Raw genomic sequence first — 25,649 nt, forward strand, 5'->3', positions numbered from 1 at the left:
AGGTTGAATACGATGCAAGGAACCGCTCCGGCCGGCCCAGCGGACCGGAGCGAGACCCGATGGCGAGGAAGCGCATGACCGAGACCGAGCCGCGCAGTCGACAGCGTCCGGCATCCATCGCAGACGTCGCCGTCAAGGCCGGTGTTTCGGCGCAGACGGTCAGCCGGGTGTCGAACGGGTTCCCGACGGTCAAGCCGGAGACCCGCGAGCGTGTGCTCGCTGCGATGGCCGAACTCGACTACCGCCCGAACAGCGCTGCGCGCGCCCTGAAGAGCGGCAGGTTCCAGACCATCGGCGTGCTCATGTTCACGCTGCAGAACATCGGTTCGATCCGCATCCTCGACTCCATCACTTCGCAGGCGGCCGCGCACGGGTTCTCGATCGATCTGATCTCGATAGGCGACCCGTCGACGGGAGGCATCACGGATGCCCTCTCGCGCCTCGATCGCGAAGCAGTCGACGGCATCATCGTCATTCTCGAGGCCCACGAACTGAGCGAGCACTCGATCGCGTTCCCCGACCGCATCCCTTCGGTGCTTGTGGACTCTCGCGAGTATCACGACCGAGTCTCGGTCAACGCCGACCAGCGGCAGGGCGCACGGCTGGCCGTGGAGCACCTGCTGGAGCTCGGGCATCCCACCGTGTGGCACGTGGCGGGACCCACCGAGAGCTCGAATGCCGCCGCCGACCGCGCCGACAGCTGGCGCGACACCCTGCGTGCGCACGGCATCGAGCCGCCCGAGCCGCTGGGCGGGGGCTGGCACGCCGAGGCGGGCTACCGGGCCGGACGTGAGGTCGCCGACCGCAGCGACGTCTCGGCCGTGTTCTGCGCCAACGACCAGCTCGCCCTCGGAGTGCTCCACGCGCTGCACGAGCGCGGCCGTGATGTGCCAGGCGACATCAGCGTGGTGGGCTTCGACGACAACCCGGAGTCCGCGGAGTACTGGCCGCCGCTGACCACCGTGCGCCAGAACTTCGCCGAGGTCGGGCAGCGTGCCTTCGAGTTGCTCAACGACGCGATCCAGCAACAGGATGTCGCCCCCGGGCTCCGCCTCGTCGAGAACGAGCTGGTGGTGCGGGGCTCGACCGGGGCGTACCGCAAGCTGCGGTAGCGAGGTACCGCGGGCTCCACCAGACGGGAGCGCGCAGCCCGGCCCTACTCGGCGAGCGCCGCAGGATGCTTCGCCGCGAGCGACGCGAGCAACCGGAGTCGTTCGGCGCTCGACGAGCCCGGCTCCGCCGTGTAGACGAGCATGACGAGTCCTGGCTCCGCCGTGATGGCGAGCTCCTCGTAGGCGAGCGTCAGCTCACCGACTTCGGGGTGATGGAACCGTTTGGTGCCGGCGCCGTGCGTGCGCACATTGTGCGCGCCCCACAGACTGCGGAACGTCTCGCTCCGCGTACAGAGCTCGCCTACCAGGTCTTGCAGCGCGCGGTCGTGCGGGTCGCGACCGGCTTCGGCTCGCATGATCGACACGCACATCTCGGCGAAGAGGTCCCAGTCGGGGTAGAAGTCGCGAGAGGCGGGATCCAGGAACTGGAACCTCGCGAGGTTCGGTGTTCGCCCGCCGTCGCCGATCACCGGCGAGTAGAAGACGCGGCCGAGCGCGTTGGTGGCCAGCAGGTCCTGATGAGCGTTGCGCACGAACGCGACACCGTCGGCGATCGCCTCGAGCGTCCACTGCAGGGTGGGACGCGACACCGACTGGCGGGTCGGTCGGCGGCGAGCTCGGCCGGACAGCGGGATGCCGTCGGCCGCCCTTGCGAGGTCGAGCAGGTGGGCGCGCTCGGTGTCGTCGAGCTGAAGGGCGGTCGACAACGAATCCAGCACTGCTGACGACGCGCCCGCGATGCTCCCACGCTCGAGCTTGGCGTAATACTCCACGCTCACGCCCGCGAGCATGGCCACCTCGCTGCGTCGCAGACCCGACACCCGCCGGTTCGACCCCGCGGCCAGGCCGGCTGCCTGCGGCGTGAGCCTCGCGCGCCGCGACATGAGGAAATCACGCACCTCGGCGCGATTGTCCATGACGATCTCGTCCATACCCAGAGCGTAGGCTCGCGTGCGGCAACCAAGGGCGCCCTGTCGGTACACGCTTCGGCAAGGACTCCCGCGGGTGCCCACGAACGTGTTGCCTTGTCATGACCACCATTCCAGACAACAGGAGGCGAACCGCATGCGCGGAGTGATCATGGATGCCCCGGGCGCCATCAGCGTCGGAGAGCGTGAAGACCCGAAGATCATCGAACCCACCGATGCGATCATCCGCCTGGCGGCTACCTGCATCTGCGGATCCGACCTGTGGCCGTACCGCGGCGTCGACCGCGCCGACCACACGCCCATGGGTCACGAGTACGTGGGTGTCGTCGAAGAGATCGGTGCCGACGTCAAGAACGTGAAGGTCGGCGACTTCGTCGTCGGCTCGTTCATGGCATCCGACAACACCTGCGAGATCTGCCGAGACGGCTACCAGTCGCGCTGCGTGCACGTCGTTCCGATGGGGGCCATCGGTACGCAGGCGGAGAAGGCCCGCATTCCGCTGGCCGACGGCACGCTGGTTGCCACGCCCGGGCAGCCGGATGCCGACCTCATTCCCTCGCTGCTGGCGGCATCCGACGTGCTCGGCACGGGATGGTTCGCCGCAGTCGCAGCGGAGGTCGGGCCGGGCAAGACGGTCGCAGTCGTCGGCGACGGCGCGGTCGGTCTGCTCGGCGTGCTTGCTGCCAAGCAGCTGGGCGCCGAGCGCATCATCGCGATGTCGCGCCACGCCGACCGGCAGGCGCTCGCTCGTGAGTTCGGGGCGACCGACATCGTCGAGGAGCGTGGAGACGCGGGAGTTGCGAAGGTCAAGGAGCTCACGGACGGGCTCGGCGCACACAGTGTGATCGAAGCCGTTGGAACGCAGGAGTCGTTCCTGCAGGCCATCCGTTCCACCCGCTCGGGCGGACACATCGGCTTCGTCGGCGTCGCACACGAGGGCGTCAACATTCCCGCCGACGAGCTGTTCTTCGCCGAGGTTCACCTGCTCGGCGGACCGGCTCCGGTTCGACGCTTCCTTCCCGAGCTGATCGACCTGATCTGGTCGCGCACCATCGACCCCGGCAAGGTCTTCGACCTCACGCTTCCGCTCGAGCGCGCCGCCGAGGGCTACCAGGCCATGGACGAGCGCCGTGCCACCAAGGTGCTCCTCACGGTCTGACCGGGTCCGAAGCCCGGGCATCCGCCGGGCCATGCGGAGGGCGCTCCGGCGCGCGATCTACGCGGTCAGCAGCCCGCGCCGGAAGCCCTCCGCCACGGCCGCCGCCCTGTCGCCGACGCCGAGCTTCGTGTAGACGCTGAGCAGATGCGTCTTCACCGTCGCCTCGCTGAGGTTCAGCTTGGACGCGACGGCACGGTTCGTCGCGCCGTCCGCGATGAGCGCGAGCACCTCGAGTTCGCGCGGGCTGAGCGTGCCGGCCTCGGCCGTGCGCACCCGGCCCATGAGGCGCGTCGCGACCGATGGGGCCAGCACGGCATCGCCCGCGGCGGCCGAGTGGATGGCACGCACGAGTTCGTCGCGAGGGGCGTCCTTGAGCAGGTAGCCCGTGGCTCCCGCCTCGATCGCCGGCAGCACGTCGGCTTCGGCGTCGAACGTGGTCAGCACGACAATGCGGCTCGGGATGCCAAGGCGCACGAACTCGCGGATGGCGCCGACTCCGTCGAGCTTGGGCATCCGCAGATCCATCAGCACGACGTCGGGCTGCAGTACACGTGCCAGCCCGACGGCCTCCATGCCGTCGGATGCCTCGCCAACGACCAGCACGTCCGGATCCGACGACACCATGCCGACGATGCCGTCGCGGACCACGGGATGATCGTCAACGACGAGCAGCCTCACCTGGCTCATGCACCCACCTGCCCTCGCACGTGCGCTCGCACGCGCGTTCCGTTCCCCGGCCTCGACTCCACGGTGAATTCTCCGGCCACCGATTCGATGCGCTCGCGCATGGCGACCAGTCCGTAACCGCCGTCTTGGCCGTACGTCGGATGCGACGCGCGCTCGTCCGGATCGAAGCCGCGGCCGTCGTCGCGCACCTCGAGAACGGTGCCACGGGCATCCGATCGCAGCACGAGCCTCACCCGGTGCGCTTCGGCGTGCCTGTCGACGTTGGCCAGAGCCTCCTGCGCTGTGCGGAGCAGCGCGACCTCCGTCTCGGTCGGCAAGCCCCTGGCATCGCCCGAGGTTGTGACCTGCACGGGGATGCCCGTTCGCGCCGACCACGCGCCCGCCACGTTCCGCAGAGCCTCAGGCAGACCTGCGGCGTCGAGAGCGGCCGGCCGCAGCGCGTTGACCGAGCGCCGTGCCTCGGCGAGCCCGTCGCGAGCGAGGGCGAGCGCGGCATCCGTGTGCCGGCGCCGAGCGGCCTCGTCCGGGGCCTGTTCCGCCGCCTGCAGTTGCGTGACGATCCCCGTGAAACCCTGCGCGAGCGTGTCGTGGATCTCGCGAGCCATGCGCGCCCGTTCCGTCTGGGTGACCGCCCGCTCCTGCTGCCGTCCGGCGAGCTCCAGACCCCAGCCGAGTCCGCACATCACGACGACGTTCAGCGCGATGACGGCGATGCGGCCCACCGTGCCAGGCAGGTCGAAGCCGAATCCCGAGCTCTGTGCCATCCCCGCGACCACGGCCGTCGCCGCCACCGGTAGCGGCTCCCACGGCCACTCGACGATCGAGTAGCTGAACATGAAGGTCGCGATGGTGAGGAACCCGAAGTAGCCCTCGCGCAGCACCAGCAGCAGGGTCAGGGCGATAAGCACGGTCAGGAAGACCGCGATCGCCGCCGGCCGATCGCGCCAGCGGAGCGGCAGCTGCCGCATCACGACGATCCAGGCGCCGAACACCGCGCACAACGCGAGGGTGGGCACCGCGCGCGACCATTCGCCCCACTGCGCCCAGAGCGTGTATGCCGTCAGGATGGCGAGCACCACGTAGGGCGTCACCGTGAGCACAACACGCCAGCGTGGATCCACCACGTTCCGACCCTATCCGTCTGCCATGAGGCGGTGCCGCCGCAGCGCTGCGGCACTGCCTCTCCATGAGACCTGTTACGCGTTCTTCGGGTAGAGGGCGCTCAGACGCGGCAGGTAGATCAGGATCACCGCGGGCAGCACGAGCGCGCCGCACACGGCCTGCTCGAGTCGGGCCCAATCGGGCAGCAGCCCAGGGATAGAAACGATGACGATCACCGCCGCGAGCACGATCGGCATGATGATGCGCAGCCGCACGAGGGCGGCCCGCGAGCCCTTGGCCGCAACTCGCGCGATGAGCAGCAGCACGATCGCGCTGGCCAGGACGAAGGATCCGCGGATCCACACGGCCGCATCCACGCCAACGCCGAAGACGGCGAGCACGGCGATGAAGGCGATCATGGCGGCGCTGAGCACGAGCAGAACGGTGAGCAGCGCGAGAACGGGACGGAATGCCGCACGGCGAAGGACGGTGAGGTCGGAGCCGAAGTAGGTGGTTGTCTCAGTCATGACTCCAGCGTCGCCACGGGCATCCTTTGCCGGATCAACCGATCGGCTGGGTTTGCCCACCGATCGGTCGGCCCGGCATCACCATTGCCGACGCACGACCGCCTTCTCGCCCGTGACGAGTGTTGCGGCCGGAACGTTCTCGGAGACGACGGCGCCAGCGGCTATGACGGAGTCGTGTCCGATGGTTACACCGGGCAGGATGGTCGCGCCGGCCCCGATCCACACGTTCTCGGCCACGTCGATCGGTCCGCCCGTCAGCCACTCGCGTCGCTCGCCCGGGTCGACGGGATGCCCGACGGTGATGAACGTCACCTTCGGCGCGACCATGACGCGCTCGCCGAGCCGGATACCCGCGTAGTCGAGGAACGTGCAGTTCTGATTGATGAAGACGCGCTCCGAGAGCTGCAGGTTGAGCCCGTGATCGGTGAAGAACGGCGGATAGATCGTGACGCGATCCGGCAGCGGGGCACCGAGGATCCGCTCGAACAGTTCGGCCTTTCCGGTTTCGTCATCGAACGGAAGCACGTTCAGCCGGGAGGTGAGCTCTGTCGCCCGGAGCACGCGCTCGCTCATCGCTTGGAACTCTGGGCTGTGGATGCGCATGAGACGGCGACTGGGCATCCCACGATCGTCCTACCCTCGCGCGCCCGATCGCGGCAGCCTCGCCGACCCCGCTGACGACAGCGGTCCCACAGGCGACGCCCGTCTCCGTGAGGCGGCAGACTTGACCGATGGGATCCGAAGACCACAGCGAGGTGCTGTTCATCGGCGGCGCGGCGGGGGTGGGAAAGTCGACCGTCGCGCTCGAGGTCTCCCACCTCCTCGAGCAGGCCGAGGTTCGGCACGCCGTGATCGAGGGCGACAACCTCGACCTCGCCTACCCTGCCCCATGGCGTAGCGGTCTGATGCTGGCGGAGCGCAATCTGGCCGCGATGTGGCGCAACTACCGGGATGCCGGCTATTCGCGCCTCATCTACACCAACACGGTCAGCGTGCTCGAGATGAAATCGCTCGAGGAGGCCATGGGCGGAAACGTTCGCGGCATGGGCGTTCTACTGACGGGCGACGATGCGACGCGGCACGCAAGGCTCGCGGTACGCGAGGTGGGTTCGGGGCTCGAGATCCACATCGAACGCAGCGATCGGGCCGCGCGCGAACTGGCGTCGAAGGCGGGCAGCGGCATCCGTCGCGTGAGAACGGATGGCCGCTCCGTCACTGAACTGGCGCGAGAACTCGTCGAGTTCACCGGTTGGTGCAGCGGTCACCGACCGCCCGAGGAGGCGGATGCCGCGCGCCGGTAGCGCTCGTAGATCACCCGCGTGCCGAACGTTCTGGTTTCGATCAGGTCGAGCTGAACGTGGTCCGTCACCTGCGGCAGGAATGACGTTCCGCCACCGACCATGATCGGGTAACGGAACATGCCAAACTCGTCGACGAGGCCCAGCCCGATCGCTTCCGCGGCCAACCCCGGTCCACCGATCCCGACATCCTTCTCTGTCGCTTTCTGCGCGGCGGCGACCTCCTCGGCAACGGATGCCCGCGCAAGCCGGGCGTTCCCCTGCACGCTGTCGAGCGTGCGGCTGAAGACGACCTTGGGAAGCTCGGACCACACGTCGGCGAACGCGGCGTCGAGCTCGTCCTCGCGCAGCGAAGGATCCGTCTCCCACACCAGCATGGTCTCGTACAGGCTGCGCCCGCACAGATGGCAGCCGAGCTCCCGCGTCTGTTCCAGGTGGAAGCGGAACAGCTCCTCGTCAGGCGCGGACCACTGGAAGTCGCCGCCCCGATCCTTGATGTAGCCATCCACGGACATGCTCATCGAATAGGTCAGCACGGAGTCCACCCCTCAGATCAGATCTCTACATCGTTGCCCATCGTCACGGTGCGAAGCGGCGGAAGCCCGAAGCGAGCTGCGGGATCCGCGGCGTTGTGGGCGAGCGCGACGAACAGCGATCGGCGCCATCCCACCATCGGCGCCCTTCGAGTGACGCGAATCGCACCGCGCGAGATGAAGTACGAGGCATCCTTGAATTCTTTTGCGTCGAGGGGGAGCACATCGGCGCGGCAGGCGGCGCGAAGGGCACGCGGAATGTTCGGCTCGTCGGAGAAGCCGAAACGGATGCTGATGTGATCGATGCCGTCGTCCTTGTAGCCCAGGTCGTCGTACTCGTACGCCTTCTCAACCGGCACATGCGGCACCTTCGCCGTGCTGATCGACACGATGATGACGTGCTGGTGCAGAACGTGGTTGTGCCTCACGTTGGCGCGTAGCGCGAGCGGCGTCGTGTCTTTGTTGGGGTGCGGGAACACGGCTATGCCTGGGACGCGCGGGAGCTTTCGCGAACGGAGGTCCTCGATGAACTCGGAGAGCGAGCCCTCCTTCTTTCTGCGGTCGAGTTGTACGAGGTGCCGCCCTCTGCGCCACGTCGTCATCACCGTGATGATGGCCGCAGCGATGAGCAGAGGGACCCAACCACCATTGATGATCTTCGAGAGGTTGCCCGCGAGGAACGTCAATTCCAATCCGCCGAAGACGACGGCGGCGAGCGCTATCTTCCACGGAGCCCAGTTCCAGAGGGGACGGGCGACGAGCAGCATCAGCAATGTGTCGACGACCAGTGCGCCGGTGACGGAGATGCCGTACGCGGTAGAGAGCCGGTCCGATGAGCCGAAGGTGAGCATCACGGCCATGACGCCGATGAACAACAAAGCGTTGACCGCGGGCAGATAGATCTGCCCTCCTTCGCGCTCGGATGTCTGTTTCACGGTGAGCGGCGGCAGCAGGCCGAGCTGCACCGCCTGCCGCGAGAGCGAGAAGGCGCCGGAGATGACCGCCTGGCTCGCGATCACGGTGGCCGCGGTTGCCAGGAACACCGCGGGCAGGCGTCCCCATTCGGGAATCAAGAGGAAGAACGGGTTGGCCCTGGAGGCGGGATTGTGCAGAATCAGCGCCGCCTGTCCCAGGTAGTTGAGCGTGAGCGCGGGGAAGACGAGAAAAAACCAAGCGCGCCGAATCGGCGAGCGCCCGAAGTGCCCCATGTCGGCGTAGAGAGCCTCGGCTCCCGTGATGACGAGCACCACCGCCCCTAGTGCGATGAACGAGATCCCTGGGTGCGCGACGATGAAGACGACAGCGTAGCTCGGCGACAGTCCGAGCAGCACCGCCGGGTACTGGATGACCAGTGCCAGTCCTGCGACCGCGAGCACGACGAACCAGAGCACCATGATGGGCCCGAAGAGCACACCCACCTTGCCCGTGCCGAAGCGCTGCACCAGGAACAGGCCGACGACGATGACGGCCGCGATCGGAATGACGAGGTGCGCGATCGCGGGAGCTGTGACGTGCAGACCTTCTACAGCGGAGAGCACACTGATCGCCGGTGTGATGATCGAGTCGCCGTAGAACAGGGCGACGCCGATGATGCCGATCACCAGCAGGGCCCCCGCCCGGCCGGCCCGGCTCGCGTAGAGCCGCTGAGCCAGCGCGGCCAGCGACATGACACCGCCTTCGCCGTTGTTGTCGGCGCGCATGAGGATGGTGACGTACTTGATCGAGACGACGATTGTGATGCTCCAGAACATCAGCGAGATCACGCCGAACACGTCGCCTTCGTTTGGTCGCACGGCGCCGCCGTCCAGCTGGAACACCGTCTTCAGCGCATACAGCGGGCTGGTGCCGATGTCACCGAAGACCACGCCGAGCGCGGCGACCGCGGTGAAAACGATGGCACGCCGCCCGTGACCGGCGCCGACCACGGGACCCGTCTGCACAGGCGCGGATTCCGAACGATCCGGCCGCTCCGGAGCCTTCATGAATGCCCTTTCCGTCAGCGACGGCCTGGGTCATGAGGCGGGAAGGGGCAGCGACGACACCGATCAGCCATGCCGCCACGCTACGCCTGTGTGACGGTTGCTGCGGACAGGCCAGGCGGCCTGAACAACTCGGGCGCGAGGTCTCGTTTCTCGCCTGGAATATGTGATGCGCCCGAACATATTTCGGTTATCGTGGACTGTCTGCGAGCGATGAGGAGGTCAGGATGCCGGAACCCGCCTCTGCCCTTCCCGAAACGCCCGGGCCGCCAGGGGTCGCACGCCGCTTCGCCGCGCTGCGCAACAAGAACTCCCGCCCCTATCTCTTCACCTCGGGCCTGTCGATGATGGCCGACAACACCGAGCACGTCATCACCTACTGGGTGCTCTGGCAGACCTTCCATTCGCCGGCGCTCGTCGGCTTCCAGATCATCAGCCACTGGCTGCCGTTCCTGCTGCTGTCCGTGTGGACCGGCACGCTCGCGGAGAAGTACGACTGCCGCAAGCTCATCCAGATCGCGCAGGGCCTGTTCATGCTGGTGTCAGCGCTCTGGGGCGTGCTCTTCCTGACGGGCACGTTGCAGGTGTGGGAGGCCTGCGTGCTTCTGGTACTGCACGGTCTGGCCGGCTCCATCTGGTCGCCCGCCGAACAGCTGATGCTGCACGACTTCGTCGATCGCCGCGAGCTGCCGAGCGCGGTACGGATGAACGCCACGTTCCAGAGCCTGGGCATCCTCTTCGGACCGGTCGTCGGATCGGCTCTGCTCCTGTGGCTCGGTCCGACCGGCGGCATCTTCGTGAACGTGCTTCTCTACCTGCCGATGACCGTCTTGATGTGGCGCACGCCCTTCACCGGGCACACTCGCGATGCCGCCGTTCTCGACCCCGCCCGCAGGGTGAGGCTGCGCGATACGGTGCAGGTCTTGCGGAGCATCCGTTCGAACCACCTCATCATCGCCATGATCGTGATCTCCGGACTCACCGCCCTGACCATCGGGAACGCCCTCCAGGCGTCGATGCCCGTGTTCGCCGCGCGGCTGGGCGCCGGCGGCGAGGGCGACCTCACCTACGGCATGCTGCTGTTCGCCATGGGCTTCGGCGGCGTGGCCGGCGGATTCCTCCTCGAAGCAACGGGCATCGTGCGGCCGACCCTTCGCGCCGCCGTGCTGTCGACGGTCGTCTTCGGCGGAGCAACGCTCGCCTTCGCCCTCACCGGCAGCTATCTGCTCGCGCTGATCTCACTCGCCGTCGCCGGCTGTGGCGAGATCGCGTCGCTCTCGATAACGGCGAGCATCGTGCAGCTCGAAGCGCCGCCCGGCGAACGCGGGCGAACCCTCGGCGTGTACGGCATGTTCGCCTCCGGCCTCCGCACGGGTGGCGGCGTCACACTCGGCGTGCTCGGTGCGCTGGTCGGGATCGTTCCGGCGATCGGGACCTTCTCCGCGGTGCTCGTCGTCGGCGCGCTCGGGGCCTGGTGGTTCGCCCGCTCGAGTGCGCGGGATGCCGCGGCGGACTTCCCCAGACGGAGATAGACAACTAGGGTCTGCTTGGGAATGGTGCAGTTGTGCATCAAGATCCCGCTGTTTGGGGTCGGCTCGTCGGGAGAGGGGCACGTACGCCCGGCGAGCGCGGCCTGAGGGAGTAACGGTGATCGATGGGGACCTTCGTGGGCCGCGCGCGGAAGGCCGCGCGGCAAGGGTGAGCGGCACATCAAGGAGAAAGCGCAGGGTTGCTGCGGTCGGCATCGCGCTGGCGGTCGCTGTCACCCTCTCCGGATGCGTGTCGACCAGCGCGAAGGCGACCGCGCACGTCACGCACAGCCACGCTCCCCACTCGACGACGCCCACGGCGCGGCCGAAGGCATCCGTCGCGCCGAACCCCGCGCTTTCGCATCCGGCCACTCCCGAGCCGGGCGGCCCGCCTTCGCCGACCCCGACGCTCAGTCCAGTTCCGGCAGGGACCGTGGTTGCCGAGGGCGACGTGACCTCGCCGAAGGGCAGCATCCATTTCCACTACCGGGTGGTGGCCGACGGCGACAACACGTACACCGCGCAGTACTCGGACTTCACGTCGACCGTGCCGGTACCCGTCTCGGTCACACTCATCGACATCCCGCCACAGGTGGGCGACGGCCTGACATATCACGGAGTCGGCGACCATCTGCTCGGTGGACCGACGACCACAGCGAGCTCGTCGTCTGGGTCGCTCGGCGGGGAGAGCCAGCCGTCGTACCTGGGCACGCTCGTGACCTACTCGTCGGTGGCCTCAGCCGACGGCGTGCCCGTGGAGCTCGGCCCCAACAAGGTGCTTGCGGTCAACACGGTGCACTGGTCGGTGCCTGTTCGGCAGTCGAACGTGCACCCTGCAGACGGCGGGGCCCGCGCGTACGCGAACGGCACGGTCACGGCCACCACCTCGGGCGGCGCGCCCAAGAGCTACCTGGTCGCCCCCGGCGACATCACATCGGTTGTCGCGCAGCGTTTCGGCATCTCGGTCGAAGACCTCATCTGGCTCAACGCTAACCTTCAGGTGTTCGGCGACCAGCAGTACCTCTACGAGGGCACGACGCTGAACCTCGATCCGGACAGCCTGTGAGCTGACGCGGGCTGCACTGGGTCGGCAGCCCGTTACTCCAGCGGCGCGAGCCGAGCGCTGCGCACGGCGACCAGCTTGTCGACCGCCTCGAGCAGGCGCTCAGCGGCGGGGCCATCCTTCGATGACTGATCGTGCATGGCGAGGCCGAAGGCGGCCATCACGAGGCTCACAGCGGCCGTGGCCTCGTCTTTGGATGAGGACCGCTCCAGCGCGAGTTGGATGAACTGCTCGCGCACCGACCCCATCCACTGCGTGAACGCCGGAACCAGTTCAGGCCGGCGCACGATGATCTCCTTCATGTGGTGCCGGTCCATCCGCTGATCGGCCGGGTCGCCCACGAGCTGGCACAACGCGGGAATCAGGCCGCCTGTCGCCTGCCTGAACTCGGTGACGACGTCTTCGGAGATCGCCTGATCGGGCAGGCCGAGGGCCGCGGCCGCCTTCGATTGGTAGTAATTGAAGAACGTTCGTGGGGAGACCCCGGCAAGCTGACAGATCTGCTCGATCGTCGTGCCGTCGAGACCGTTCTCGTCGACCAGCTCGAGGGCGGCCTCGTGAATGGCGTGGCGCGTCTGTTGCTTCTTGCGCTCGCGCAACGGCTCGGCCTCGGTCCGCTGCTGCTGGGGGATGCTCATTGTGCTTCCATTCTGCCCGTGGCTCGGCTCGGGCGGCCACCTGGACCGCCCGAGCCGAAGGGGATCAAGCCGTCTGTACCTGAATGGATCCGGTCTCACTCATCCCCGCGGCGTCAGCCTGCTCCTGCAGGGCGGACGTCTTGCGCAGCGGCGGAACCTTGAAGAACCAGGACAGAATGAACGCGAGCAGGATCACTGCCACGCCGACCCAGTAGACGAGCACGATCGACTGCGTGAATCCGACCATGAACGGCTTGGACAGACGGGGGTCTGCGCCGTTCACGAACGAGGTGTCGCTCGTCGTGTTGTTCGAGGCGCTGGATGCCTTCGAGTTCCCCTTGTCGAACTGCTTCTGCAGCGTCGGGGTGAGGGTGTCCACCCAGGCGGTGCGCTGCGTGGCGTTCGACCAGTTCACGGTCACACGGCCGTCGACGACCGTTGCGTTCGCCTTCTGCGCGACCGCGGTCAGGGCGGCGCTTTCCGCTGCCGGCGTCGCAGCTGCAACCTGCTGCTCGATGAGCGTCGGGGCGTAGGCGGCGGGCACTCGGCCGGCGGCGACCTGCGCGTCCACGGCCTCAGTGACCTTCGACGTCACGGCCTTGTCTGCGGCGGCCTTCGCGCCGGTGGATGCCTGATCCAGCTCCTTCTGCACATTCGCCTCGATCGGTTCGACGATCGGGTTCCACAGCTGCTTCATGATCCCCGCGTTGTGCGGAGCGGTCGCCACTGCCGGGTCAAGTGCCGCATCGAGAGCGGAACTTAGAGTCGCCTTGTCGGCCGACGCATTGATGATGTTGCCGGGCAGCGCCGAGAAGAGAACCGAGAGCATGATGGCCGTGCCCAGGGTTCCGCCGATCTGCCGGAAGAACGTCGCCGCGCTGCTCGCCACGCCCATGTCGGTTGCCTTGACCGAGTTCTGGCTCGCCAGCACCAGCGTCTGCATCAGCTGGCCCAGTCCGAGCCCGATGATGAAGATGCCGACCATCAGGAACCACAGCGGGCTGTCGTACTTCAGGAACGTGAGGAACACGAATCCGATGGCGGTGAACAGAGTGCCCGTGATCGGGAAGATCCGGTAGTGACCTGTGCGCGCGGTGATCTGGCCCGAGGAGAGTGCAGCGATCATCAGGCCGACCACCATCGGAATCAGCGCGAATCCGGATGCCGTCGGGCTGAGGCCGACCACGATCTGCAGGTACAGCGGAATGGTCAGCATCGCCCCGAACATCCCGAACCCGACGAGCACGCCCAGCACGGTCGCCATGGAGAACGTGCCAGACCTGAACAGCTTCATCGGGATGATGGCGTCATCCTTCATGAGGCTCTCGATCACCAGGAAGGCCACGACGCCGACCGCGCCGATCACGTAGCACGCGATGGAGGCGAACGAGGTCCAGCCCCAGGTGCGTCCCTGCTCTGCCACGAGCAGCAGCGGCACGAGTGCCACGATCACGGATGTCGCACCCCACCAGTCGATGCGCGGCTTGAGCCGCTTGGCCACCTTGGGCAGGTGGAGGAACGCGATCACCATGAGCAGTGCGATGATGCCGACCGGCACGTTGATCAGGAAGACCCAACGCCATCCATCGACCCAGAGGATCTGGCTCGCTCCGGCGAAGAGCCCGCCGACCAGGGGTCCGATGACGGTTGAGATGCCGAACACGGCGAAGAAGTAGCCCTGGTACTTGGCCCGCTCGCGGGGAGCGAGGATGTCACCCATGATCGCCAGTGGAAGCGACATCATGGCGCCGGCGCCGAGGCCCTGGAAGGCGCGGAATGCAGCCAGCATCAGCATCGAGGTAGAGAACGACGACAGCAGAGAGCCGACGATGAACACGACGATGCCGAAGATGAAGAGCGGCCGGCGGCCGAACACGTCGGAGAGCTTGCCGTAGAGAGGCACCGTGATCGTCGAGGTGATCAGGTAGGCCGTGGTCACCCAGGCCTGCTGGTCGAGACCGTGCAGGTCGTCGCCGATGGTGCGGATGGCCGTGCCGACGATGGTCTGGTCGAGCGACGACAGGAACATGCCGGCCATGAGGCCGTAGATGACGAGGAGGATCTGCCGATGCGTCATTATCGGCTTCGATCCGGGCAGGGAAACCGGTGAGGTCTGCGCCGGAGCGGTCGTGGTGGACATGCGGGCCCTTCGGGTGACAAGTGGCGATGGAGGTGTGGCACCGGCACGCCACGATCGGCGCCCGAGTGCCGACGCTGGCTGGCAATTTCTTGCAGGCACTGCAACAATAACCCGTCTTTGCATATTGTGCAAGTTTGCCTTTTCTGCAGTTTTGCACAAGTGGCAACGATCTGGGCTGAGCCAGGAGAGACTCCGAGACGGTTCCCGGCCACTCTTTCTGCATAGGCTGTCGCGGTGGGTGAAGCACTGGACGACGGGCCGTTCTATCACGGCACGAAAGCCGATCTGCGAGTGGGTGACCTGCTGACCGCGGGCTTCCGGTCGAACTATCGCCCGGAAGTGGTGATGAACCACATCTATTTCACCGCGCTCCGCGATGGGGCAGGGCTCGCAGCCGAGCTCGCAGCCGGGGATGCCCCTCCTCGCGTGTACATCGTGGAACCGACCGGAACGTTCGAGGACGACCCCAACGTGACCGACAAGAAGTTCCCGGGCAACCCGACGCGGTCGTACCGCAGCAGGGATCCGCTCCGGATCGTTGGCGAGGTGACCGACTGGACCCGATTGACATCCGAAGCACTCCAGGGGTGGCGGGACCGGTTGGCAGCGCTCCGCACCGAGGAGCGAGGCGAGATCATCAACTGACGGCCGGGAGCGGATGCGGCCTTATCCGCTCACGTGGTCAGAACGACGCGTCCGAAGACGGTTCCGGCATCCATGCGGCGGTGAGCCTCTGCTGCTTCGGTGAGCGGCAGGACCGCCTCGATCACCGGAGTCAGTTCGCCTCGGGCGGCTGCTTCGAAGATGCGGGCGCGTTCGGCATTGCGTTCCGCCACAGGCACCGTGTTGAGACTGAATGTCGCGAACGACAACGAGCGCTGGAACAAGCGCATGAGACTCATGCCGAAGTCGGCTGGCGGATAACCTGCCACGACTCCGACCGAGACCGCCCGGCCGTTCGGGGCAAGCTTCTCGAAGAACGCCGGCAGGTCATGTCCTCCCGCGATGTCGATGAGAACGTCGAAGGACTGAGGATCGTGGGAGCCGTCCAGCGGGCGACCGGCGCGATCCAGGACCTCCGTCGCTCCCAGTGATCGCAACCGCTCACCCCGCTCCCGGGTCGAAGTCGTGACGCCGATCGCACCGGCGCCACGGGCCGCAGCGAGCTGCACTGCCATGATCCCGAGGCTTCCGGATGCCCCTCGGACGAGCACCGATTGGCCGGCTGTGAAACGGGCATGCTCGAGCGCGAAGTGCGCAACGGTTCCAGCACTGCCGAGAGCAACGGCATCCGTCGCCGGGAGCGCCTCGGGCAACTCGGCCACGTCCTCGACGGCGGCTGTCGCCTTCTCCGCGTATGCGCCGCCAAGGCCCGTGAATGCCCACACCCGCTTTCCGAGCCAGGACGAAGACACGCCCTCGCCGACCCGCGTCACCGTTCCTGCCGCCTCGCTGCCTGGCACCATTCCGATCGCGTAGCTGCTGCCGAGAGTCCCGCGGCGGATGACGGCGTCGACGCCGCCCACACCGATCGCCTCCACCTCGATCAGCATCGATCCCGGATTGACCTCCGGGTCCGGCCGCTTGGAAGCCACCAACCCCTCAGCTGGACCGTATTCCTCAATCGACACGACACGCATCAGGCACTCCTCCGATGTCTGGGCGATCCTGGGCCGCCCAGCGCGACGTTAGTGGACGCCCGCGTCCGTTTCGGTAAAGTGAGCGAGATGCCGGATTCATTGCCTCGCTTACTGCGATCCGACGCCTTGGACAACCGCGAACGCGTACTTGCTGCCGCGCGCGAACTGTTCGCAGCCGAGGGCCTCGGTGTGACGATGCGTGATATCGCCAGGAGGGCCGGCGTCGGGCCGGCGACCCTCTACCGCCGCTTCCCCACCAAGCAGGACCTCGTCGGCGAGGCATTCGCCGAGGAACTGCGCACGTGCCGTGCCATCGTCAAGCGCGGGGCGGCGGATCCGGATGCGTGGCGCGGCTTCCGAAGTGTGATCCTTGGACTCAGCGAACTGAATGCCCGCAATCAGGCGTTCGTCGAGGCATTCATCATCGAGTTCCCCGGCGCGTTCGACTTCACTGCGCACCGGACAGAACTGCTGCATCTGCTGGCCGACCTAGCTCGACGCGCACAGGCCGCGGGCGAGCTGCGCCGCGACTTCGTGCTCGACGACCTCGTGCTCGTGCTTCTTGCCGCGCGCGGACTCTCCTCGGCGCCGAGGGGTTCGCGGCTGGAGGCATCCCGCCGGTTCGCCGCACTTGCGATCGACGGGCTGCGGGCCGGAGAGCATGAGCATCAGCTGCCCGCGTGAGCGCGGCTTGTCACGGCGTGAGCCGACCGACGCTGTGTCGCCGGGGCGCTAGGCGGCTGCATCTACGACGAGCTGTCGCAGCGCCGCCTCCGTTCCTTCGGTCTGCGGACGCCAGTCCGGACGGATGAACTCGTCTCGGCCGAGGCGGAACCCGACTTCGTCGGTGACCTCGCCTGGACGAGTCTGGACTCGATGAACACCATTCGGGACGTAGCCGAGTCGCTCGGACACTCGAGACGAGGCCGCATTCCAGGCTGCGGCGCTGGACTGTGCCCGTTCGGCCTTCAGGATGTCGAAGGCGAACATCAACAATGCGGCACGCATCTCGGTACCGAGCCCCTTGCCTTGCGCTGACCGCGTCAGCCACGATCCGCTCTCGACAGTGCGCAGGTTCGCGAAGTTGTGAGCATGAAGCTCTTGGATGCCGATCGGGTCGCCGCCAAGCAGGACCGTGAAGCTGATTCCCCAGCGCTCCGGGCTGACGTTGGCTCGCATCCGCCAGTGATACTGCGCCAGCGACGGGGAGAGCTGCTCCGGCGGCGCGTCGGTCCACGGCACCCCGAACGGCATCCGCTCGGGATCGTGGATGCCTGCCAGTGCGCTCTCGACGAGCGCTGGAAAGTCCTCGTCACGCACAGGTCGAAGCTCGAGGCGAGGCGTCAGCAAGCGGAGCTTGAACAGCGGCCAGACATCCTCAATCTGCATCCCGCCACGCTAAACGAAGACCTTTCGCCGCCACGCCGAGGCGCACGAATGTGACGGCGAGCGCGCTCAGCGCCTCTCTGCCAGCCAGCTGGCAAGCGCGGATACGCGGCCCCATCACTCCGGGCTCGATCCGCGCCTTCACGCCGAAGCCGTGCGGATCCTCACCTCGCGCTCCATGCGCTTCTCGTGGCGTTGCCTGCCCTTGACCGCCTCGAGTTCCCTGCTCTTCGGCGGCGCATTGGTCACCAGTTGATCGAGCATCCTCCTGGTTGCTTCAGCGATCTCGTCGATCGCCTGTTCGAACGCGGGCGCGTTCGCCCTGGAGGGGCGAGTGGATCCGCTGACCTTGCGGACGAACTGGAGGGCGGCCTCGCGCACCTCGTCGTCGGTGGTCGGGGGATCGAAGTTGTGAAGGCAGCGGATGTTGCGGCACATGCGGCTGACGATAACCCGTATCACGTGAGCACGCACCCCTGCGAAGCGACCCTATGGGCGGGCTTCGCGGGAGCGCTGCTGCTCAGAACCCGGGCTCCTCCGAGACGGGCGGCTTGCGCACGAACAGCGCGAGCGCGATGACCGCGAGCGACAGGATCCCTCCGGCGAGGAAGAGCATCAGCAGGATGTGCGCGCGGAGCAGTACGACCCACGCCGGCCGGGGCCTGAGCAGGCCCGACGAACTCGGGAATGGGCACAGGGATGCCACGCAGTGCGAGCCGTACCCTTGTGCGGTGTCGCACTCATTGATCCACTCGCACGGCGGTCATCCCCCGAAGGTACGCATCGCCTTTCGGGCACAAGTGATCGTTGTCACGACACTGGCGGTTCTCGGGGCGATCACGCTCGCGGGAGTCATCGCCTTGTGGCCCGCCGCCGGGCGACCCGCGGCCGAAGCAACGTCGGCGGCGCAGTTCGCCGGTAAGGGCGTCACGTTCTCCGATGCGCAGATCACGACCATCCACGACGGATGCCCCGCGCTCTTCAGCGGAAGTGCGTCAGCCAAGAAGGCCGGGCCTGGCGGCACGCAGTCCTGTCAGATGGCAAAGGTGCGGCTGCTCAACGGAAAGGGGTCGGGGAACGATCTCGCGCTGCCGATTCTGTGGCCGTACTCGAAAGCAGGACTGCAACCGGGCGACAAGCTCCGGTTGACCGTGACACCGACGCCGAACGGCCAGGTGTCATCCTCCGATGCGCAAAACGGTGCGGTGGGGTCCACGATCGGCCAATCGTTCGCGGTCTTCGGCATCGAGCGAAACCAACCTCTCGTCTGGTGGGCGATCGCATTCGTCGTGATCGTGATCGCCGTCGGAGCGCTACGCGGACTCCTCGCCGTCGTGTCGCTGGCGCTCAGCGGCCTCATGATCTTCCTGTTCGTCGTACCCGCCCTGATCGGCGGCGAGCCCGGCTTCTTCGTCGGACTGGTCGCGAGCTTCGGCATGATGTTCATCGTCTTGTTCCTCACCCATGGGATATCCATGCGTACCTGTGCCGCCCTGCTGGGAACCTTGGGCGGCATCGCCATCACCGCTGGTATCGCACAACTAGAGGTGATCACTACGCGACTCAGCGGTGTGGGCGACGAGGCAACGGGCACCATCCCCACGCTCACATCAGCCATCGATCCGCGCGGGCTGATCACCTGCGCCATCATCATTTCCGGCCTCGGCGTACTCAACGACATCACCGTCACCCAAGCCTCGGCTGCCTGGGAGCTGCGGGCCGCGGCACCGCACATGTCCCGCGGCGCAATGTTCGCCAGCGCTCTTCGAATCGGACGAGATCACATCGCCTCCTCCATCTACACGATCGTCTTCGCCTATGCGGGGACGGGACTGGCGGTGCTGGTGGTCGTCTCCCTCTACAACCGCCCCGCTTTCGAGCTGCTCACGCATGAGGACATCGCAACCGAACTCGTGCGCACCCTCTGCAGCGCCATTGGGCTCGTCCTGGCCATGCCCGTCACAACCGCCATCGCCATCGCGCTTCTGCCGGCCGATCGAACTCGGCAGGCGACTGCGGCTGTCGCGACCATCAGCCCCGCTTGACGCCAAGTCCCAGCCGCACAGTGCCATTCGACGAAGCACCTAGCCTGAAAGGCATGCTGCGACGCACCGCTGAGCAGGTCGCCACGAGCTGGTACAAGCTCCCGTTTCAGGTTCGGGACGCTATCGGCGCACTCGTGCTCCTCGTGATCTCTCTGCTACCGCTCGGCATTCCGGCGCTCAAGCTGGGGGAGCTGCATCCGAGCGTCCCGGCCATCGTCGGAGTGCCACTGACCGTGCTCGAGGTCGCTCCGCTTGCCCTTCGACGCGTCATGCCCACGGTCGCACTCGCCATCGTCGGTGCCGCGTTCGTCGCTATCGAGATCACCGGGGCATCCACTGGGCTCGGCGGCCTCGCCGTGTTGGTCGCTCTGTACACGGTCGCGGCACACCAGCGGCGTAATCGGATGCTCACCGCCGGCGCGGCCGCGATCGTCTACGCCGCGCTCTGCATCGTCCTTCACCTCGCAGGTTCGCCCGAACGGCTGCTCGACTGGTTCACCTTCGCCGGAGTGCTGGCGTTGCCCTGGGCGCTCGGCGAGGCGATGCGATGGCGTAACGCAGCCCACGCCGAGCGGGTCCAGCGCGCGGCCGACGATGCGGTCCGTGCTCACCGGGCGGTGCTCGCCCGCGAACTGCACGACGTGGTGACGCACCATGTGACCGCCATGGTCGTGCAGTCCGAATCAGCGCAGTACTTGGACCGTGCAGACACCGCTGAGCGGGACCGCGTGTTCGCCGCTGTCGGCGAGACGGGAAGACTCGCGCTCACGGAACTGCGAACCCTTCTCGACACTCTCGACCCGGAGACGCTCACCGGCGAGGCCACGATGAGCCCACCCGGGTACGACATCGTCGCGATGGTGGGCAGGCTGCAGGATGCCGGGTATCCGATCAATCTGGACGCCCCAGCCGAAGCCCGCCTTCCTGACGACGACCGGGCGGTGGCCCTGACCAGTGTCGCGCGTGAAGCCCTGACGAACGCCATGAAGCATGCCCGAGGTGAACTGGTGTCGGTGCGCCTTCGGGTGTCGCCGCTCGAGCTGCTGGTCACCAACCCGCTCCCCACGGGCAACGGCGGGAGCGCGAGTTCGGGAGGCCGAGGGCTAGCCGGCATGGCACGGCGGGTCGAAGAGGCGGGCGGGGTCTTCGAGGCGGGGCCGCACGGGCGGTCGAAGTTCGTGGTGAGCGTGCGGTGGGGCACGTGAGCGTGCGGTGGGGCTCGTGAGCGCGCGAACGCGGGTCGTGATCGCGGACGACCAGCCCCTCATCCGAGAGGGTGTCGCCCGCGTATTGAGCGCGCAGCACGACCTCGAGGTTGCCGGCGTGGCCACCGATGGCATCGAGGCCGTCGAACTCGTCGCCGAAGCCACGCCCGACGTGGCGCTCCTCGACATCCGGATGCCGCGGCTCGACGGCATCGAGGCGACACGACGCATCCTTTCGGGCGAGCACGACGCGACGCCGCGCATCCTGATCATGACGACGTTCAATCTCGACGCCTACGTGTACGAGGCGTTGCGTGCGGGGGCGAGCGGATTCCTGCTGAAGGATGCCCGGCCCGCGAAGCTGCTCGACGCGGTGCGCACTGTGGCCAGGGGGGAAGCGCTCATCGACCCTGGGGCCACGCGCGCGCTCATCGGCGAGTTCGGAACGCGCATCCGCCCGCCGCTGGCCGACCAGCGCGCAGCAGCGACACTCACGGCTCGCGAGCGGGAAGTACTCAGGCTTCTCCCGGACGGACGCTCGAACGCCGAGATCGCGGACGCGCTCGTGGTGACGCGGGAGACGGTCAAGACCTATGTCTCACGCCTGCTGCTGAAGCTCGGTCTGCGCGACCGAGTCCAGGCTGTGGTCTACGCCTATCGTGCCGGGCTGGTCGACGACTGAGCGGTGAGGCGGCGGATTGTCGACCTTTGGGGGACCCGGCGCCGCTGTGCCGTTTCTAGCTTCGAAGTGGGGCCGAAAACGGCCCCGGAATCGGAGTGACACCATGACAATCGACGCACGGCCCGGGATCGTCCGGCGCATCCTCGCCTTCCCCCTGGTCTGGGCGCTCATCGGCGCGGCTTTGATCGTGATCGGCGACGGCGTGCTGGTCGGAATCGGCAGCGACATGGGCGATGTCGGCCTGATGACCTTCACGCTGATCGGCGCGGCATTCTCGATCGGCGTCTACGTCTTCGTGATGAAGGTGCTGGCCCGCCGCACTGTGGGCGAACTGCATCGGAGGCTCGGCCGTGAAACGCTTTTCGGCCTCGCGGTGGGCACGGTCTTCATCGTCGTTTCCGCCGGCATCCTCGTGCTGTTGGGCACGTACACCGTCGACTGGCATCCGGTCGACGCCACCCGCACGGTCGTGATTGCTGTGGTCGTCACTGTCGGTGCCGCCGTCACCGAGGAACTCGTGTTCCGCGGCCTCCTCCTTCAGGCCATCGAGCGACTGGGCGGTACCTGGGTAGCCATCCTCGTCACCGCGGCCCTCTTCGGCGGCGCGCACTTCTTCAACCCAGGCGCCGACGTGTGGAGTTCGGTGGCCATCGCCATCGAGGCGGGCGTGCTCATGGGCGCGGGCTTCGCGTGGCGCCGCAGCATCCCGTTCGTCGTCGGCATCCACTTCGCCTGGAACTTCGTCGAAGGGATGCTCGGCATCCCCGTCTCCGGCCACAGGGAGCCGGGCCTCTTCGTGACGCACACGCACGGGCCGGCGATTCTCACCGGCGGCAGCTTCGGTATCGAAGCATCCGTGATCCCGGTGCTGCTCTCGCTGGTGCTCTCGGCGGGGATGCTCGTGCTCGCGACTCGATCCCGCGGCCCGGTCGCTACGCTGCCGCGACTTGGCTCTGCCTCAGTCGGGCGATGAGCTTCTGGTCGCGGATGTCGCTCCCAGCGTGCTGGTATGCGATCAGGGCGGCACCGCGCAGTGCGTCGAGTTCGGCTGGGACGAGCATTGTCGGAATGAGCGGGCTCTCGCGTAGGGCATCGTTCAGCCGTGAGGTGAATGCCGGCGTGGTTGCCAGACCGCCCGTAGTGGCCACCGAGACCGGGCTCTGCCCTACGAGCGGTGCGAGCAGCTGGATGCCGCGAGCGGTCTTCTCCGCAAGGTGGCGCAGCGCACGATCGGCCAGGGGTGAGGTGTCGGCCGCGGCAGTGACTTCAGGGGCAAGGCGTCCATAGCGGTGCCGTACTTCCATCGGCTCGGTGCTTCCGAGGCCGAGCAGTGTGCGACGCAGGCCTGGAACGTCGGGCGCGCTCCAGTAGTCCAGGACGGCATCGACGAAGTCGCGGTCTGCGGGGCCGTCAGCGCCTACGAGGATTTGCTGCACGGCCTCGAACGCCAGGTGTCGGGCAGCTCCGGCGTAGTGCTCGAACTGCCCGCTTTCCACCTCAGCGCCGTCTTCGTTCATTGCAATGATCATGGAACCGGTGCCGGCGACCACCATTACTCCTGGCCGCCCGAGAAGTGCGCCACGGTGAGCCACGACGGCGTCGTTGAGAATGATCCGTTCGCAGTCCAGCGACGGGACGCCGAAGAACTCATCGGCCCAATCGTTGTTCCCGTCTCCCTGGTTCGAGCCGGGCCTGCTGATGCCCGCCAACCCTGATACCAAGCAGATGGCGTCGGCGGCATCCAGGCCGGCATCGTTCAACGCGCGCACGGTCGTCTCCGCGACGTTGCCCGCAGCATCCGCATTGTGAAACGGACTGCCGCCTTTGCCACGTGCAAACCCGAGGAGCGCACCGTCGAGCCCGAAGCAGGCTACGCGGGTGTGAGTGCCTCCGGCGTCGGCGGCGATGATGAAAGGAACCTCTTCCGCAGCGATCGACACAGCCCGAGCGTATCCACCCGCCGGACACTATTAGGGTGTCGGGAGTGCTGATCGTTCTCCGAGGCAACTCCGGTTCAGGGAAATCGACGGTAGCCCGGTTGCTTCAACGGAAGCTACCCGGACCGACGGCGGTACTCGAGCAGGACTACTTCCACCGGGTGATACTCCGGGAGCAGGGGACAGAGGGTATGGCTCATGCAGCCCTGATCGAGGCGGCAGCCACGCACTGTCTCGAGGCCGGTCACCACGTCGTGCTCGACGGCATCTTCAATGCCCGCCGATACGAGGGCTACCTCGCCAGAGTGGCGGAACGCACAGAGGATGCCCGCTTCTACGCGTTCGACCTCAGCTTCGAAGAGACCATTCGACGACACGCCACACGCCCGAAAGTCGATCAGTTCGACGCGGATGAGATGCGGGCCTGGTATCACGGATGGCAGCCGCTCTCGTTCATCGCCGAGCGCCCGATCTCGGCGCACGAGTCCGCTGAACACGCGGCGGACCGCATCCTGCGAGAAGGCCCGAATCCTCGTTAGCCGGTTGTCCACCCGGGTTGTCCCCATCTGGCGAGCCGACTTCGCCTCAGCCGCCGCTACTAGGTTGTGTTCGTGGCGTCGCGCGATTCTCAACCTGGTGCCGGCCGTGACGGATCTAGCCGCGGCGACTCGAGCCAACCGTGGGCGCATCTTGCTTCGGGCTACGAACAGGCACGAGCCAGAGAGGATTCACTGGATCGGCTTGTCGAGTGGCCGGCGCAGCGCGAACTGCTGGGCGATGTCAACGGGCTGTCGGTGCTGGATGCCGGCTGCGGCAACGGCGGCAAGGTCGCCGAGCTGGTCCGCGAGGACGGGGCAGCGGCGTCGGTCGGGGTGGATATCAGTGGCAACTTCATCGCTTCACCACCGCGGGGCCTGGAACTTGTCCAAGGCGACCTTTCCGACCTGGCCTCGGTGCCAGGGCTGGCCGAGCGGCGGTTCGACCGGATCCTGTTCCTGCAGTCCTTCGGGTACGCGAAGGATGCCGTCGCCGCGCTGGAAGCGGCACGGGCGCTGCTCACCGATGGTGGCTTCATCCTGCTGACCAGGACGCAACCGATCCGATATGCGCTTGAGCGGGCCGAACAGAATGGAACCTCGCTGGGCGAGGAGTACTTCGCGACTGATTCCTTCTCCTACCGGCACAAGGGGTGGAACGAGGAAATCACTCTGACGAAGCGGCCGTACACGATGTCGGATCTGCTCAACATCTTCAGCGCAGCACGGTTATGGATCGAGGCTGCCGTCGAGCCCCAGATGGACGAGGAAACCCGCCGGCGGTATCCGCACAAACAGGCGGTGTTGAACAAGTACCTCGGCATCCTCATGTTCAAACTCCGGCCGCTGCCGAGCTGAGCGATGCCGGGAAGTCGGTTCAGAGCACCTTCGCGGTGAACAGGGAGTCGCCGTGAACAGGATCGGGCTCCACACGGCCGGTCTCGACAAAGCCGCTCTTCGCCAGCACCCTCCGCGACGCGACGTTCCAGTCGCGCACGGTGGCCCATAGACGTTGGTACCCGATCGCTCGAGCTTGGTCGACAACGGTCCGTGCGGATTCAGTGGCGTATCCGCGGCCCCACACCGCACGGAGGAACTCGTACGCGAGCTCCGGCTCATCCGGTTGCCCGTACTTATTGGAGATCAAGCCGCAATAGCCGATCACCTGTCCGGTGTTCCTCAGCTCGACGGCGAGGAGGCCGGGCGAGGGGCATCCGTCATCTTGAAGGATCTGGGACTCGATGTCTTCCAAGGTCGGACGCCCGTCAGGCGTTATGCGGCGGTGCGGCGGCACGCGTGGGTCGCGCTCGAGCCACAGTTGGCGAAAGACTTCGGCGTCGGGCACCTGCTGCGGCCGCAACAGCAGGCGGCTGGTTTCAAGCACGCGGTCGCCATGGGGCGCTCGTCCTTGATCCATGACTTCAATTATCCAGTCGCATTAGCGAGCTCCGAAGTCAGCCGGGGTCTCGGGAAAACATACGGGTCTGCTCGGGGGTTTCCCCGATGGTGGCGCGAGCAGACCC

The 25,649-nt window shown here is 66.9% G+C and carries 28 protein-coding genes; 13 read left to right on the forward strand and 15 right to left on the reverse strand.

Translation table 11 applies throughout. The annotated features are described in order from the left end of the window. Nucleotides 1–74: 74 nt before the first annotated feature. Nucleotides 75–1,112, forward strand: coding sequence for a LacI family DNA-binding transcriptional regulator (locus ACO2Q7_RS10250; protein WP_423355506.1), 1,038 nt, complete (start codon nucleotides 75–77; stop codon nucleotides 1,110–1,112). A gap of 44 nt (nucleotides 1,113–1,156) precedes the next feature. Here ACO2Q7_RS10250 and ACO2Q7_RS10255 read toward each other — a convergent pair whose 3' ends face one another. Continuing rightward, the gene (locus ACO2Q7_RS10255; RefSeq protein ID WP_423356004.1) at nucleotides 1,157–2,029 is read right to left on the reverse strand and encodes a helix-turn-helix transcriptional regulator; all 873 of its coding nucleotides are present in this window, start codon (nucleotides 2,027–2,029) and stop codon (nucleotides 1,157–1,159) included. Between the two features lie 148 nt (nucleotides 2,030–2,177). Here ACO2Q7_RS10255 and ACO2Q7_RS10260 point away from each other — a divergent pair, with 148 nt between their 5' ends. Continuing rightward, entirely contained in the window at nucleotides 2,178–3,200 is a 1,023-nt protein-coding gene (locus ACO2Q7_RS10260) for a zinc-dependent alcohol dehydrogenase family protein (protein WP_423355507.1), read from the forward strand. Between the two features lie 57 nt (nucleotides 3,201–3,257). Here the strand turns inward: ACO2Q7_RS10260 and ACO2Q7_RS10265 are convergent, their stop codons facing one another. From ACO2Q7_RS10265 to ACO2Q7_RS10280, 4 genes are all read right to left on the reverse strand, one after another. Beyond that, nucleotides 3,258–3,887, reverse strand: a complete 630-nt coding sequence (locus ACO2Q7_RS10265; protein WP_423355508.1) for a response regulator — start codon at nucleotides 3,885–3,887, stop codon at nucleotides 3,258–3,260. Continuing rightward, nucleotides 3,884–5,011 carry a sensor histidine kinase gene (locus ACO2Q7_RS10270; RefSeq protein ID WP_423355509.1) on the reverse strand — a complete coding sequence of 376 codons (1,128 nt, stop codon included), beginning with the start codon at nucleotides 5,009–5,011 and terminating at the stop codon, nucleotides 3,884–3,886. The genes ACO2Q7_RS10265 and ACO2Q7_RS10270 overlap by 4 nt, the downstream gene beginning before the upstream one ends. 72 nt (nucleotides 5,012–5,083) lie before the next feature. Further along, on the reverse strand, nucleotides 5,084–5,515 hold the full coding sequence (locus tag ACO2Q7_RS10275; protein ID WP_423355510.1) for a hypothetical protein: 432 nt from the start codon (nucleotides 5,513–5,515) through the stop codon (nucleotides 5,084–5,086). Nucleotides 5,516–5,593: 78 nt separating this feature from the next. Next, nucleotides 5,594–6,136: a sugar O-acetyltransferase gene (locus ACO2Q7_RS10280; RefSeq protein WP_423355511.1), complete on the reverse strand. Its 543-nt coding sequence runs from the start codon at nucleotides 6,134–6,136 to the stop codon at nucleotides 5,594–5,596. A gap of 110 nt (nucleotides 6,137–6,246) precedes the next feature. Here ACO2Q7_RS10280 and ACO2Q7_RS10285 point away from each other — a divergent pair, with 110 nt between their 5' ends. Beyond that, nucleotides 6,247–6,816, forward strand: coding sequence for an adenylyl-sulfate kinase (locus ACO2Q7_RS10285; RefSeq protein WP_423355512.1), 570 nt, complete (start codon nucleotides 6,247–6,249; stop codon nucleotides 6,814–6,816). On the opposite strand, the gene ACO2Q7_RS10290 is transcribed toward ACO2Q7_RS10285, so the two are convergent. Both ACO2Q7_RS10290 and ACO2Q7_RS10295 read right to left on the reverse strand, forming a co-directional pair. Continuing rightward, nucleotides 6,777–7,358, reverse strand: a complete 582-nt coding sequence (locus ACO2Q7_RS10290) for a dihydrofolate reductase family protein (protein WP_423355513.1) — start codon at nucleotides 7,356–7,358, stop codon at nucleotides 6,777–6,779. The genes ACO2Q7_RS10285 and ACO2Q7_RS10290 overlap by 40 nt on opposite strands. 8 nt (nucleotides 7,359–7,366) lie before the next feature. Next, complete coding sequence (locus ACO2Q7_RS10295) at nucleotides 7,367–9,328, reverse strand: potassium transporter Kup (RefSeq protein WP_423355514.1); 1,962 nt, start codon at nucleotides 9,326–9,328, stop codon at nucleotides 7,367–7,369. Nucleotides 9,329–9,552: 224 nt separating this feature from the next. Between ACO2Q7_RS10295 and ACO2Q7_RS10300 the strand changes: the two genes are divergently transcribed. Then, nucleotides 9,553–10,857 carry an MFS transporter gene (locus ACO2Q7_RS10300; RefSeq protein WP_423355515.1) on the forward strand — a complete coding sequence of 435 codons (1,305 nt, stop codon included), beginning with the start codon at nucleotides 9,553–9,555 and terminating at the stop codon, nucleotides 10,855–10,857. 166 nt (nucleotides 10,858–11,023) lie between these two features. Beyond that, nucleotides 11,024–11,920, forward strand: coding sequence for a LysM domain-containing protein (locus ACO2Q7_RS10305; protein ID WP_423355516.1), 897 nt, complete (start codon nucleotides 11,024–11,026; stop codon nucleotides 11,918–11,920). A 32-nt stretch (nucleotides 11,921–11,952) separates the two neighbouring features. On the opposite strand, the gene ACO2Q7_RS10310 is transcribed toward ACO2Q7_RS10305, so the two are convergent. Next, nucleotides 11,953–12,555 (reverse strand): TetR/AcrR family transcriptional regulator, encoded by a 603-nt coding sequence (locus tag ACO2Q7_RS10310; RefSeq protein ID WP_423355517.1) that lies wholly within the window; start codon nucleotides 12,553–12,555, stop codon nucleotides 11,953–11,955. 64 nt (nucleotides 12,556–12,619) lie between these two features. Continuing rightward, entirely contained in the window at nucleotides 12,620–14,695 is a 2,076-nt protein-coding gene (locus ACO2Q7_RS10315) for an MDR family MFS transporter (RefSeq protein ID WP_423355518.1), read from the reverse strand. 234 nt (nucleotides 14,696–14,929) lie between these two features. On the opposite strand from ACO2Q7_RS10315, the gene arr reads away from it, so the two are divergent. Further along, the gene (gene arr, locus ACO2Q7_RS10320) at nucleotides 14,930–15,340 is read left to right on the forward strand and encodes an NAD(+)--rifampin ADP-ribosyltransferase (protein WP_423355519.1); all 411 of its coding nucleotides are present in this window, start codon (nucleotides 14,930–14,932) and stop codon (nucleotides 15,338–15,340) included. Nucleotides 15,341–15,369: 29 nt separating this feature from the next. Here the strand turns inward: arr and ACO2Q7_RS10325 are convergent, their stop codons facing one another. Continuing rightward, a complete protein-coding gene (locus ACO2Q7_RS10325) occupies nucleotides 15,370–16,335 on the reverse strand; it encodes a zinc-binding dehydrogenase (RefSeq protein ID WP_423355520.1) in 966 nt (321 codons plus the stop codon). 87 nt (nucleotides 16,336–16,422) lie between these two features. Between ACO2Q7_RS10325 and ACO2Q7_RS10330 the strand changes: the two genes are divergently transcribed. Then, complete coding sequence (locus ACO2Q7_RS10330) at nucleotides 16,423–17,019, forward strand: TetR/AcrR family transcriptional regulator (protein ID WP_423355521.1); 597 nt, start codon at nucleotides 16,423–16,425, stop codon at nucleotides 17,017–17,019. Between the two features lie 48 nt (nucleotides 17,020–17,067). On the opposite strand, the gene ACO2Q7_RS10335 is transcribed toward ACO2Q7_RS10330, so the two are convergent. From ACO2Q7_RS10335 to ACO2Q7_RS10345, 3 genes are all read right to left on the reverse strand, one after another. Further along, the gene (locus tag ACO2Q7_RS10335; protein WP_423355522.1) at nucleotides 17,068–17,724 is read right to left on the reverse strand and encodes a GNAT family N-acetyltransferase; all 657 of its coding nucleotides are present in this window, start codon (nucleotides 17,722–17,724) and stop codon (nucleotides 17,068–17,070) included. A 138-nt stretch (nucleotides 17,725–17,862) separates the two neighbouring features. Beyond that, nucleotides 17,863–18,159, reverse strand: coding sequence for a DUF2277 domain-containing protein (locus ACO2Q7_RS10340; RefSeq protein ID WP_423355523.1), 297 nt, complete (start codon nucleotides 18,157–18,159; stop codon nucleotides 17,863–17,865). 82 nt (nucleotides 18,160–18,241) lie between these two features. Further along, nucleotides 18,242–18,427, reverse strand: a complete 186-nt coding sequence (locus ACO2Q7_RS10345) for a hypothetical protein (RefSeq protein WP_423355524.1) — start codon at nucleotides 18,425–18,427, stop codon at nucleotides 18,242–18,244. Between the two features lie 25 nt (nucleotides 18,428–18,452). Between ACO2Q7_RS10345 and ACO2Q7_RS10350 the strand changes: the two genes are divergently transcribed. The 4 genes from ACO2Q7_RS10350 (at nucleotide 18,453) to ACO2Q7_RS10365 (ending at nucleotide 22,626) form a co-directional block, all read left to right on the forward strand. Then, nucleotides 18,453–19,766: a YibE/F family protein gene (locus ACO2Q7_RS10350; protein WP_423355525.1), complete on the forward strand. Its 1,314-nt coding sequence runs from the start codon at nucleotides 18,453–18,455 to the stop codon at nucleotides 19,764–19,766. Nucleotides 19,767–19,819: 53 nt separating this feature from the next. Then, nucleotides 19,820–20,971: a sensor histidine kinase gene (locus ACO2Q7_RS10355; protein WP_423355526.1), complete on the forward strand. Its 1,152-nt coding sequence runs from the start codon at nucleotides 19,820–19,822 to the stop codon at nucleotides 20,969–20,971. 16 nt (nucleotides 20,972–20,987) lie between these two features. Continuing rightward, nucleotides 20,988–21,653: a response regulator gene (locus ACO2Q7_RS10360; RefSeq protein WP_423355527.1), complete on the forward strand. Its 666-nt coding sequence runs from the start codon at nucleotides 20,988–20,990 to the stop codon at nucleotides 21,651–21,653. Nucleotides 21,654–21,756: 103 nt separating this feature from the next. Continuing rightward, complete coding sequence (locus ACO2Q7_RS10365; protein ID WP_423355528.1) at nucleotides 21,757–22,626, forward strand: lysostaphin resistance A-like protein; 870 nt, start codon at nucleotides 21,757–21,759, stop codon at nucleotides 22,624–22,626. Here the strand turns inward: ACO2Q7_RS10365 and ACO2Q7_RS10370 are convergent. Beyond that, the gene (locus tag ACO2Q7_RS10370; RefSeq protein WP_423355529.1) at nucleotides 22,586–23,593 is read right to left on the reverse strand and encodes a BadF/BadG/BcrA/BcrD ATPase family protein; all 1,008 of its coding nucleotides are present in this window, start codon (nucleotides 23,591–23,593) and stop codon (nucleotides 22,586–22,588) included. The two genes, ACO2Q7_RS10365 and ACO2Q7_RS10370, sit on opposite strands and share 41 nt — an antisense overlap. A 44-nt stretch (nucleotides 23,594–23,637) precedes the next feature. On the opposite strand from ACO2Q7_RS10370, the gene ACO2Q7_RS10375 reads away from it, so the two are divergent. Both ACO2Q7_RS10375 and ACO2Q7_RS10380 read left to right on the forward strand, forming a co-directional pair. After that, nucleotides 23,638–24,129, forward strand: coding sequence for an AAA family ATPase (locus ACO2Q7_RS10375; protein ID WP_423355530.1), 492 nt, complete (start codon nucleotides 23,638–23,640; stop codon nucleotides 24,127–24,129). 72 nt (nucleotides 24,130–24,201) lie between these two features. Next, entirely contained in the window at nucleotides 24,202–24,984 is a 783-nt protein-coding gene (locus ACO2Q7_RS10380) for a class I SAM-dependent methyltransferase (protein WP_423355531.1), read from the forward strand. 19 nt (nucleotides 24,985–25,003) lie between these two features. Here the strand turns inward: ACO2Q7_RS10380 and ACO2Q7_RS10385 are convergent, their stop codons facing one another. After that, nucleotides 25,004–25,543 (reverse strand): GNAT family N-acetyltransferase, encoded by a 540-nt coding sequence (locus ACO2Q7_RS10385; protein ID WP_423355532.1) that lies wholly within the window; start codon nucleotides 25,541–25,543, stop codon nucleotides 25,004–25,006. Between the last annotated feature and the right edge of the window lie 106 nt (nucleotides 25,544–25,649).

Source organism: Rathayibacter sp. KR2-224, from assembly GCF_049446075.1.
Classification (GTDB): Bacteria; Actinomycetota; Actinomycetes; order Actinomycetales; family Microbacteriaceae; genus Humibacter.

What these genes read in the sequence shown, in the direction of transcription:
- ACO2Q7_RS10325 (WP_423355520.1), bottom strand. Translation starts at nt 16,335, where the DNA reads ATGCGTGTCGTGTCGATTGAGGAATACGGTCCAGCTGAGGGGTTGGTG.
- ACO2Q7_RS10255 (WP_423356004.1), bottom strand. Translation starts at nt 2,029, where the DNA reads ATGGACAATCGCGCCGAGGTGCGTGATTTCCTCATGTCGCGGCGCGCG.
- ACO2Q7_RS10310 (WP_423355517.1), bottom strand. Translation starts at nt 12,555, where the DNA reads ATGAGCATCCCCCAGCAGCAGCGGACCGAGGCCGAGCCGTTGCGCGAG.
- ACO2Q7_RS10300 (WP_423355515.1), top strand. Translation starts at nt 9,553, where the DNA reads ATGCCGGAACCCGCCTCTGCCCTTCCCGAAACGCCCGGGCCGCCAGGG.
- ACO2Q7_RS10385 (WP_423355532.1), bottom strand. Translation starts at nt 25,543, where the DNA reads ATGGATCAAGGACGAGCGCCCCATGGCGACCGCGTGCTTGAAACCAGC.
- ACO2Q7_RS10295 (WP_423355514.1), bottom strand. Translation starts at nt 9,328, where the DNA reads ATGAAGGCTCCGGAGCGGCCGGATCGTTCGGAATCCGCGCCTGTGCAG.
- ACO2Q7_RS10285 (WP_423355512.1), top strand. Translation starts at nt 6,247, where the DNA reads ATGGGATCCGAAGACCACAGCGAGGTGCTGTTCATCGGCGGCGCGGCG.
- ACO2Q7_RS10250 (WP_423355506.1), top strand. Translation starts at nt 75, where the DNA reads ATGACCGAGACCGAGCCGCGCAGTCGACAGCGTCCGGCATCCATCGCA.
- ACO2Q7_RS10280 (WP_423355511.1), bottom strand. Translation starts at nt 6,136, where the DNA reads ATGCCCAGTCGCCGTCTCATGCGCATCCACAGCCCAGAGTTCCAAGCG.
- ACO2Q7_RS10330 (WP_423355521.1), top strand. Translation starts at nt 16,423, where the DNA reads ATGCCGGATTCATTGCCTCGCTTACTGCGATCCGACGCCTTGGACAAC.
- ACO2Q7_RS10265 (WP_423355508.1), bottom strand. Translation starts at nt 3,887, where the DNA reads ATGAGCCAGGTGAGGCTGCTCGTCGTTGACGATCATCCCGTGGTCCGC.
- ACO2Q7_RS10275 (WP_423355510.1), bottom strand. Translation starts at nt 5,515, where the DNA reads ATGACTGAGACAACCACCTACTTCGGCTCCGACCTCACCGTCCTTCGC.
- ACO2Q7_RS10365 (WP_423355528.1), top strand. Translation starts at nt 21,757, where the DNA reads ATGACAATCGACGCACGGCCCGGGATCGTCCGGCGCATCCTCGCCTTC.
- ACO2Q7_RS10315 (WP_423355518.1), bottom strand. Translation starts at nt 14,695, where the DNA reads ATGTCCACCACGACCGCTCCGGCGCAGACCTCACCGGTTTCCCTGCCC.
- ACO2Q7_RS10355 (WP_423355526.1), top strand. Translation starts at nt 19,820, where the DNA reads ATGCTGCGACGCACCGCTGAGCAGGTCGCCACGAGCTGGTACAAGCTC.
- ACO2Q7_RS10335 (WP_423355522.1), bottom strand. Translation starts at nt 17,724, where the DNA reads ATGCAGATTGAGGATGTCTGGCCGCTGTTCAAGCTCCGCTTGCTGACG.
- ACO2Q7_RS10260 (WP_423355507.1), top strand. Translation starts at nt 2,178, where the DNA reads ATGCGCGGAGTGATCATGGATGCCCCGGGCGCCATCAGCGTCGGAGAG.
- ACO2Q7_RS10340 (WP_423355523.1), bottom strand. Translation starts at nt 18,159, where the DNA reads ATGTGCCGCAACATCCGCTGCCTTCACAACTTCGATCCCCCGACCACC.